Genomic DNA, 10490 nt, shown 5'->3' with positions numbered 1-10490 from the left:
CTGTGTGCAATTAGGGAGAAGAGATAAAAATGTGCCCAAATCTTCCATAAAATATGCTCATTTTTTCCATATGGATTCATACGCTTGCTTTTTGTAATATTTGTATTTATAGGTTTTGTTCAACTCCCGTACTTTTACAGCACTTTAATTTAGTTTTAGTACGTAAAATCAAAAAATTAATTGAACAAAAGTATGAAGAGCACAAAAAAAAGAGCACCAATTGCCGTTTGGTGTTTATTACTATCTTTCTTATGTTTATTTCTGAACGTAGGGTGCAGTGACGATAGCACAACAAATGAGATTCCGAATGATTGGATTTCTGATTTACCTGCCACTATTGAGTTTAATGTAGCAGGAGGTTCTAAAAAGATTCCGTTGAGTTGGAATGAAACTGTTAATACAGCGCATGTTGCATGTATCCTTTCTGAAGAAAACAGACAGTGGTGTGATGTGAAATTAGAAAATAACACGTTGGCTGTATCTGTTTCCCCATCCGCTTTTGCCCGTTCGGCAGCTATTACATTAGCTTATGATGAAAATCACAAAAGTGTAGTGTATGTGAATCAGAAGAGTGATTTTAGTGAATATTTCACGGATGAATCCTGCTCAGAACTAAAAGTGGGTATTACTGATGCAGAAATAGAACAGATTCCTCATGAAAAAATGCGTGAATTGGCGCGTGAATTGAAAGCCGGCAGATATGCTACTGAATATCGTGTAGCTGATTATCGCCCTTACCAGCATCCTTCTATCATGGCTGCCAAGAATAAAACCGGAAAATACAGTTTGCGTGATAATCCTACTGGTATTTACGCAGAGAAGGGAGAGGTACTCTATATCTATTTAAGTAATATGTATGAAGGAGCGCAAATCTCTATTATCATACAAGACCTGAACGGAGGTTACAATAATAGTCAGACCATCGCATTGAAAGAAGGTTTGAATAGGGTAGTCGCTCCTATTGGAGGTCTGATTTATTTATTGAATAATGTAGAAGAAAATATACCTCTGTTATTAGAGACTGAGGACGCGAAAAAAACGGCAGCTGCCAAAACTGTATCAGCACACTTTGTTTTCGGAAAAGTGAATGGTTATTTTGATATTCGGAAACATAAGACACAAGAAAAGTGGGTAGAGGTTTTGATGAATGCTCCTTATCAGGACATTGATGTTTTGGGTGATTATTCACATATCACTTGGAATGTGGAACAATTCAAGGGAAACAATGTACAGAGTAATCAAGGACATATAACGGAGATTCTTAGAACTATAGAAAATTGTGACAGGCTAGTGTATTTGGAACAAGAGTTTTTAGGACTTGTGAAATATAACAAGATGTTTAATAACCGAATGCATTTTTGCCTAGATTACACAGCAAAAAGTCCGAATGCAACAGATTATCGTACAGTGTATAGCGCAGGGACATCTTATGCGGAGATCTTCTGTAATCCGGACATGTTCTCAAAACGTCTTTGGGGAACGGCTCATGAAGTAGGGCACGTCAATCAGACGCGTCCGGGATTAAAATGGGCAGGCATGACTGAGGTAACTAACAACTTGACGGCCTTATATGTTCAGACTTTATTTGGAGAAACATGCAAATTGCAAGGCAAAGGTGACGCAAGTGTGGGTAATCCGAATACAGAAGACGGTGGTAAGTTATTTGATGCAGGTGAATTTGATAAAACAAAAATGAATCTCTATGAGGTAAGCACAAAATATATTATCGAAGGTGGGCGGGCGCACTGCCTTCCTAATATTAAGGATATAATTCGTGAAACTCAGTTAGTGCCTTTGTGGCAACTGAAACTCTATTTTGTAGATGCTTTGGAGCAAGAAGACTTCTATCATGACTTATACGAATATTACCGGAATAACCCGAGTCCGAGTAACGAGGGCAAAAATGCAGGTTTGGATCAATTGGACTTTGTGCGTCAGGTATGTCGCATATCCGGTTATAATATGCTTGATTTCTTTGAGAAATGGGGATTCCTGACAGTAGTGAATACTACATTGGATGATTATGGAAGTAAGATTTTCATTATTACTAAAAATCAAGTAGATGCATTGAAAGAAGAAATTAATTCTGCCGGTTATAAAACGCCAGCTCCCAATGTACATGAAATTACCGATGAAACTTGGGAAGATTTTAAATAACTACATACTTCTGACTTTATTCATTATAAAACAATTAGTTACATGAGAAACAAATTAATAACACTACTTTTACTATTAGCTACTATTAGTTCTGTAACCTTCGCTCAGGGGGCTAAAGAAGAAATTCCTTTAAAGTATGGCGCTACAAATGAAGGTAAACGACAAGATCCTGCCATGCAGAAATTTCGCGATAACCGTTTGGGGGCTTTTATCCATTGGGGACTGTATGCCATACCTGGTGGTGAATGGAACGGCAAAGTATATGGCGGCGCAGCCGAATGGCTCAAAAGCTGGGCAAAAGTACCTTCGTCTGAATGGTTGCAACTGATGGACCAGTGGAATCCCACTAAGTTCGATGCGAAGAAATGGGCTAAGATGGCGAAAGATATGGGAGTGAAGTACGTGAAGATTACGACGAAACATCACGAAGGTTTCTGCTTATGGCCGAGCAAATATACTAAATATACGGTAGCTAATACTCCTTATAAGAAAGACGTATTGGGAGAAATGGTAAAAGCCTACAATGACGAAGGCATTGACGTGCACTTTTATTTCTCCGTGATGGACTGGAGCCACCCTGACTATCGTTACAGTATCAAATCTGAAGAGGACAGCATTGCTTTCAGTCGCTTTCTTGAGTTTACAGACAATCAGTTGAAAGAACTGGCTACCCGCTACCCTACAGTAAAAGATTTCTGGTTTGACGGTACATGGGATGCGAGTATCAAAAAGAACGGTTGGTGGACTGCCCATGCTGAGCGGATGTTGAAAGAGATGCTTCCTGGAGTCACTATCAACAGCCGTCTTCGTGCCGATGACAAAGGGAAACGTCATTTCGACAGCAACGGGCGCTTGATGGGAGACTATGAATCCGGCTACGAACGTCGCCTGCCCGACCCGGTGAAAGACCTTAAAGTGACAAAATGGGATTGGGAAGCCTGCATGACTATTCCCGAAAACCAATGGGGCTACCACAAAGACTGGTCGTTGAGTTATGTAAAAACTCCGATTGAGGTGATTGACCGCATTGTTCATGCTGTCTCTATGGGCGGCAACATGGTTGTAAACTTCGGCCCTCAGGCAGATGGGGATTTCCGCCCGGAAGAAAAAGCATTAGTTACTGCTATCGGCAAATGGATGAATCGTTACGGGAAATCTGTCTATGCTTGTGATTATGCTGGATTCGACAAACAGGATTGGGGCTATTACACGCGTGGTAAAAACGGCGAAGTGTATATGATAGTATTCAACCAACCTTATAGCGAACGCTTGATTGTAAAGACTCCAAAAGGGATTTCGGTTGAAAAGGCAACTTTACTTGCTTCCGGTGAGGACGTAAAAGTAGTAGAAACAGCGCGTAACGAATATAATGTATCCGTCCCCAAGAAGAATCCGGGTGAACCTTATGTCATCCAGCTTAAAGTCCGTGCTGCTAAAGGAACAAAAGGTGTTTACCGGGATGCTTTAACATAAATCAAAGAGGGTTATAATATGAAATTTAAATTTGTATTCATTTTATTAGCACTACTCGGGCAGTTCTTCTCTCTCACTGCCCGTGAAGTGACCTCTTTCAATGAAGGCTGGTTGTTCAAACGCGGTCCTTTTTCGGAAGACCCTGTGAAAGTCGCCGCCCAATGGAATGGCAAATGGGAAACCGTCACTCTTCCTCATACTTGGAATGCCAAAGATATGCAGGTAAAAGCTGCTTCTTTTTATGAAGGAGTGGGCTATTACAGAAAGAAACAATTTTTTGGTGAGGAGTTGAAAGGGAAACGTGTTTTTCTTCGGTTTGAAGGTGTGGGCGCCAACACGGAGATTTATGTGAACGGCAAACTCGTCGGAACACACAAAGGGGGATATAGCGCTTTTGCCTTTGAAATCGGCACTGCCTTGAAGTTGGGTGCAGAAAATGAAATCATGGTAAAGGCTGATAATACGGCACGTCTGGATGTAATACCTGTTAACCATAACCTTTTCGGAGTGTATGGCGGTATTTATCGTCCGGTATGGCTCATTGTTACTGGGCAAAATAATATCACAGTTACCGATTGTGCGTCTCCGGGAGTATATATTACTCAGAAGAATGTATCAAAACGCTCTGCGGATATTACCGTAAAAGTGAAGTTGGATAATGGTAGCCTTATTCCTGCCAGCCTAGTGCTTGAGAACACTATTTATACTCAAGAAGGTAAAAAAGTTGCTTCTCATCGTCTTCCTTTGGAACTTACTCCTCAGGGGACGCAGGCTTATGTTTCCACATTCAAATTGAATAAGCCTCATCTTTGGCAGGGGCGTAAAGACCCTTATCTATATAAAGTAGTTTCACATCTGATATCAGATGGCAAAGTCATTGATGAAGTTATCCAGCCCTTAGGCATCCGTAAGTTTGAGATAGTTGCGGGTAAAGGCTTTTATTTGAATGGTGAGAAATATCCGATGTATGGAGTGACCCGTCATCAGGATTGGTGGGGACTGGGAAGCGCTCTTACCAATAAGGAACATGATTTCGACCTGGGGCAGATTATGGATATTGGTGCGACTACTGTTCGTTTTGCTCATTATCAGCAGTCGGACTATCTCTATTCCCGTTGTGATTCTTTGGGATTGGTTATCTGGGCTGAGATACCTTTTGTAAACCGTGTGACGGGATACGAATCTGAAAATGCACAGTCCCAGCTTCGTGAGCTGATTCGTCAGAGCTTCAATCACCCTTCTATTTATGTTTGGGGATTGCATAATGAAGTTTACCAACCTCACGAATACACAGCCTCACTGACACAGAAACTTCATGACTTGGCTAAGACAGAAGACCCTGACCGCTATACGGTAGCTGTCAATGGTTTCGGTCATGCTGAACATGCAGTCAACCAGAATGCTGATATTCAGGGAATGAACCGCTACTTCGGTTGGTATGAGAAGAAGATACAAGATATTGAACCTTGGGTGAAAGGTTTGGAAGAGAAATATCCGTGGCAGAAGTTGATGCTGACGGAATATGGCGCAGATGCCAATTTGGAACATCAGACGGAATATCTGGGCGATGCCCTCAACTGGGGAAAACCTTTTTATCCGGAAACTTTCCAGACGAAAACGCACGAATACCAATGGAGCGTAATCTCGAAGCATCCTTATATCATCGCCTCTTACCTTTGGAATATGTTCGACTTTGGCGTACCGATGTGGAGTCGTGGCGGTGTTCCTGCCCGTAACTTGAAAGGTTTGATGACTTTCGACCGTAAAATCAAGAAAGACTCTTATTACTGGTACAAGGCCAATTGGAGTAAAGAGCCTGTATTATATCTGACTCAACGTCGCAACACTAATCGCGAACGTAAAGAGACTTCTGTAACAGTTTACTCCAATATCGGTGTTCCGACAGTCTATCTTAACGGTAAAGAGTTGACGGGTATTCGCAATGGCTATACCGATGTGCACTACGTACTGGATAATGTGACATTGGAAGAAGGCAAGAATGTAATCAGGACCGTCGCAACACATCATGGAAAAGAATACACAGATGAAATTGAATGGAATTATACTGGTGAAAAGAAGCGTAGTGCTGACTCGCGTGAAAACAGGAAAGAGCATGCTGGTTGGTAATATTTTGAAACTCTTAATATAATTAATACATATGAAAAGACTATTGAAACAAGGAAACACTTCAAAACACAGGCATTGCCTGCTTGCACTTTGTTTGTTGTGTGCTGCCAACTTTGTTGTCGCACAGGAACAGGCAGAGAGTAAAAAAGACGTTCCTTTGAAGCAACGTACTGAGACAAAGAATGTGCTAATGGGAAGTCAGGACGCTGAAGTATCGGTTCAAGCTGTCTCCACAGTATCGGGCGACAGGTTGCAACATCGTCCTGTGTTTAACATGGAATCCACGTTAGATGGGATATTACCGGGATTGTATATCAGCACATCACAAGGATATCCTACAGAAAACCGTTCCTTTCGTTTGAGAGGAAATACGCCGATTATATTGGTAGACGGCGTGCCACGCTCGGACGCAAATATTCCGGTGAGCCAGATTGAGTCTGTATCAGTCATCAAAGACGGACTAGGATTATCTATGTTGGGGATGTCGAGCGGGAACGGAGTAGTGTATATCAAAACCAAACGAGGTGGAAGAACTTCTTTGAAAATCGGATTTACAGCACAACTCGCATTCAATCAACAGATCTTCCGCCCGGAGTTTTTGAATGCTTACCAATATGCCGGATTATTGAACGAAGCGTTGCTAAATGACGGAAAGTCTCCGATGTATTCGCAAACGGATTTGGAACTTTACCGCACCGGTGCAAGCCCTTATACACATCCCGATGTGGATTGGCAGGATCAATTGTTGCGTAACTCTGCTCCTATCCAGCAATATAATCTGAATATGTCGGGGGGTGGTAAAGTAGCGAGATACTTTATTGATTTGAATGTGTACAATCAGGACGGATTCCTGAAACAGGATAATTCGTTGAATAGTTATAATACACGTGAGAGTGTGAAGAAGTACTCATTACGTACGAATACAGACATCAATATTACCGACCACACACTTTTCAAGGTGAATGTATTTGGCCAGATGTACCGTGAGACTACACCGGGGAAAATGATTATGTCTAGTATTTATAGAGACATGTATGCTACGCCGAATAATGCTTATCCTGTGTTTAATCCTAACGGGACATTGGGTGGTAGCTCTATTCATCAAAGCAACAATTTGTATGGGCAGACAACAATGTCCGGTTATTATCTCTATCCGCAGACAGATTTCAACATTGATGCTACCCTCGAACATCGTTTTCAAGGCGCTTTAAAGGGATTGTATGCAAGTGCCACTTATTCTTACAATTCTTCTTATCGTGAATCCTTAAATCGGAGTAAAAACCTGGAAGTTTGGTCTTATTGGAAAGACCCCACCGATCCTAATTCAACAGAAGTGTACAATCAGATGGCATCGGCAGGCAGCCAAGAAAACAAGACAGAATATAGTCGCTTGAATCGTATGCAATATTTGGATTTTGCCATTGGTTATGATTTCAACATCAAGAAGAATAATTTTCGGACAAAGATATTGTATACATACAATGATTATACATCAAGCGTAAAGAACATTCCGTTACGTAAAAACTCGGTAGGTTTCCGGGCGGAATATGACTATGACAAACGCTATATGGCGGAGTTTGCCCTTGCCGGCATGAATCTCAATACGCTTAAACCGGGAGAACAATGGGGGATTTTCCCCTCAGTGGGCGCAGGTTGGAATATACATAAGGAGGAATGGTTCAATATGCCTGCTATCAATATGATGAAGCTGCGAGCTACTTTTGGAATGAATGGTAACGATGGAACGGGAGCTTATTATAGAAGCAGCAGTGCGACATTGACTGATTATTATTACACTTATCTGAAATACTACAAATCAGAAGATAAAAATAAGATATATTGGGGCGATAAAGTGACCGAACAACGCACTCTGCTGGAAGCCAATATGCCTTATTTGAGCAAATGGGAAAAGATAACCCGTTGGAATGTCGGTCTTGATTTGCAGGCTTTCAATAGAAGTTTAAGCGCGACAGTAGAATTTTTCCATAATACCTATTCCGATGTTTTGCAGAAGTCGGTAGGCAAAGATGCCAATCACTTGATTGGTTTGGATATTCCTAAAGAACATCTGGGTAAATACAGAAGAAGCGGCGTCGAACTGGATATGACTTATAACAAGAGATTCGGTGATGTATCGTTTGTAGCCAATGCTAATGCTTTGTTCTATAAAAGCAAATTGCTGGCTAATGGAGAAAATGCTTATCCGGAGTCGTATATGCAACGTGTTGACGAAAAGTACAGTCAGGTATTCGGTTATGTGGCAGACGGTCTTTTCCAAAGCCAGAGAGAAGTGGACGATTATTTAGCTACTACCATGGTAGAAGGTTACAAACCACAACCCGGTGATATCAAATACCGCGACTTGAATGGTGACCACTTGATTGACGGTAGAGATGTCAAAGCTATCGGAAACAATGCACCGTTGATTGAATACGGAGTTTATTTAGCTGCCGAATGGAAGGGGCTTGCCTTCAGTATGCAATGGTCGGGATTGGGTAATTCGCAGACTACTAACAAGATGATGCCGTTTACATTTAATGCTCAAAGTGGCTACGGGCAAGCATTGGTAGAGCATCTCGACCGTTGGACGCCAGACAACCCGAATGCAAGATACCCCAGAGTATCTGCCGGAAGCAACAGCTACAACGAGAGGACTTCTACTTTCTGGTTGCAGAATTCAAGTTATCTGCGTCTGAAGAATGTCGAATTGTCTTATACGCTGCCAAAGGTGTGGACTTCCCGCATTCATCTGGATGGTGTCAAGTTCTTTGTCAATGGATACAATCTTGTCACAATCAGCGGAATCAAAGACCGTGACCCGGAAATACTCAACTTTTTAGATGGGACAACCAAAGCGTATGTTCCCAATTCAAAAGCTTATAATTTCGGTATTAACATTCAATTCTAAATTAGAGAAACATGAAAAGATTCATATATAAAACGATTCAGGTAGCATGTGTCACAGGATTGTTGGCAGTGAGCGCATGTAATACATTCGAGTCCGAACCATTGGAATGGAATCAAGAAGCGAATGTGGTGAATCCGAAAGATTCGACAGCGCTCTATATGAAGCAGCTGCATCAAGCCATTTATTTGTCGTTGCCCAGTCTGCATACCCGTTTGAGTAATTCTTACCTCGACGCGGCTACAGATGACGGTGTGCCTACCCGTGATAAGGGAGGAAGCGGCAGTTTGGAGAACTATCGTAACGGTAATTTGTCACCGGAGAATATTGCCAGTCTCGACGGTGAGGCATGGAAGAATTTTTATATTGGTATCCGTAGGGCAAATCTCTTTCTGGAAAAAATAGAAGGTTATCCTACTTCTTCACAGTTATCCGCGAAAGATATAAAAGCGATGAAAGCGGAAGCCAGATTGCTGAGAGCTTATTTTTATTTTGAATTAGTGAAAAGATGGGGAGGCGTACCCTTATTGGGCGATAAAGTGTTCAATTATGATGAAGACTGGAATATTGCCCGTAGTAGCTTAGTCGAATGCGCTAACTATATTCTGGCTGAAATCAGTGAAGAAAATCCGGCATCTTGTTATAATGATTTGTTTGATGCCATGTCCATCCCGTCCACTACACAGACAGCTCTCGTGGGCCGCGTCAACAAAGGAGTGGCGAAAGCACTGGTTTCCCGTCTGAAACTTTATCTGGCAAGTGACCTCTATAGAGAGAAGATGATAGAAGAAGGTGCACCGACAAGTGAACTGGTGACATGGCAGGATGCGGCGGATGCCGCGAAGGCGGTTATGAATCTGGGGGTATATGATTTGCATTATACTGCTCAAAAAGGAGAAGAAGATAAGACGGATCCCACGCCGGGATTATTGGCTCTCTTTGGAGACAACAATGTATTTCCCAACAAAGAAACAATCATGATGAAAGAAGCCACCGGTAATACTACACTGGAGTCGGACAACAGTCCGTGCGGTTATCAGAAAAACAAGTGCAAAGGGCTGACTAGCCCGAGCCAGAATCTGGTAGATGCTTTCCTGATGCTCGACGGGAAAAGAATTGATGACTCGACCGGAAAATATGCATATAACAATCAGAACCCTTATGCGAACAGAGACCCGAGGTTGACATATACAGTTTTCTATAATGGCGCTACCTGGTTGAAGAGAGCGGTAGAAACGTTTAATGGCGGACTCGACCGTTCCAATGTTCCTAATCTGATAACCACCCAAACCGGTTATTATTTGAGAAAATTCTTGGGATTGAATGAGACTAAAGCAGATAATTCCGGCTTTAATGGAGCCTATCATCATTATCAGATTATCCGTTATGCTGAAATCCTGCTGAACTATGCGGAAGCATTGAATGAAGCGGATATGGATGCAAACAAAACTGATATTGAAGATTGTATCATTAAATTGCGCAAAAGAGCGGGTATTGAAGCCGGCGATGATGAACGCTACGGTCTGCCTGCCACTTACACACAGGAAGAAATGCGCGATATTATCCGTAATGAGCGAAGAATCGAACTGGCATTTGAAGAACATCGTTTTTGGGATATCCGCCGTTGGAAGATTGCGGAAGACGTAATGAATGAACCTGTGGAAGGCGTTGAGATTATCAGACAGGCTGACGGCTCATTCTACTATAACTATGTAAATGTACGCACCTCTACTTTTGATGAGAGGATGTATTGGTATCCTATACCGAGAGGTGAGATGAACGGAAATACGAAATTAACCCAGAATCCCGGATGGAACTATTAAAAACA

The 10490-nt window shown here is 42.0% G+C and carries 5 protein-coding genes; all 5 read left to right on the top strand.

Features of this window, described 5'->3' with window-relative positions; genetic code table 11:
- Positions 1-192 precede the first annotated feature (192 nt).
- From CLIN57ABFB40_RS12390 to CLIN57ABFB40_RS12370, 5 genes are read left to right on the top strand one after another with little or no spacing between them, the layout of a single operon-like run.
- Positions 193-2157 (top strand): M60 family metallopeptidase, encoded by a 1965-nt coding sequence (locus CLIN57ABFB40_RS12390; protein WP_175630410.1) that lies wholly within the window; start codon positions 193-195, stop codon positions 2155-2157.
- Positions 2158-2199: 42 nt separating this feature from the next.
- On the top strand, positions 2200-3630 hold the full coding sequence (locus CLIN57ABFB40_RS12385; protein ID WP_175630409.1) for an alpha-L-fucosidase: 1431 nt from the start codon (positions 2200-2202) through the stop codon (positions 3628-3630).
- An 18-nt stretch (positions 3631-3648) separates the two neighbouring features.
- Entirely contained in the window at positions 3649-5757 is a 2109-nt protein-coding gene (locus CLIN57ABFB40_RS12380) for a glycoside hydrolase family 2 protein (RefSeq protein WP_175630408.1), read from the top strand.
- A 31-nt stretch (positions 5758-5788) separates the two neighbouring features.
- A complete protein-coding gene (locus CLIN57ABFB40_RS12375) occupies positions 5789-8665 on the top strand; it encodes a SusC/RagA family TonB-linked outer membrane protein (protein WP_175630407.1) in 2877 nt (958 codons plus the stop codon).
- 11 nt (positions 8666-8676) lie between these two features.
- Positions 8677-10485 carry a RagB/SusD family nutrient uptake outer membrane protein gene (locus CLIN57ABFB40_RS12370; protein ID WP_175630406.1) on the top strand — a complete coding sequence of 603 codons (1809 nt, stop codon included), beginning with the start codon at positions 8677-8679 and terminating at the stop codon, positions 10483-10485.
- The last annotated feature ends 5 nt before the right edge of the window (positions 10486-10490 follow it).

The sequence above is a fragment of the Bacteroides acidifaciens genome, from assembly GCF_903181435.1.
Taxonomy (GTDB): Bacteria; Bacteroidota; Bacteroidia; order Bacteroidales; family Bacteroidaceae; genus Bacteroides.
The sequence above is the reverse complement of the archived record's forward strand: the minus strand, read 5'-3'. Positions and strand labels throughout refer to the sequence as shown.

Bases quoted from the DNA above. Each gene is read 5' to 3' on its own strand.
- CLIN57ABFB40_RS12380 (WP_175630408.1), top strand. From the start codon at position 3,649: ATGAAATTTAAATTTGTATTCATTTTATTAGCACTACTCGGGCAGTTC.
- CLIN57ABFB40_RS12385 (WP_175630409.1), top strand. From the start codon at position 2,200: ATGAGAAACAAATTAATAACACTACTTTTACTATTAGCTACTATTAGT.
- CLIN57ABFB40_RS12370 (WP_175630406.1), top strand. From the start codon at position 8,677: ATGAAAAGATTCATATATAAAACGATTCAGGTAGCATGTGTCACAGGA.
- CLIN57ABFB40_RS12390 (WP_175630410.1), top strand. From the start codon at position 193: ATGAAGAGCACAAAAAAAAGAGCACCAATTGCCGTTTGGTGTTTATTA.
- CLIN57ABFB40_RS12375 (WP_175630407.1), top strand. From the start codon at position 5,789: ATGAAAAGACTATTGAAACAAGGAAACACTTCAAAACACAGGCATTGC.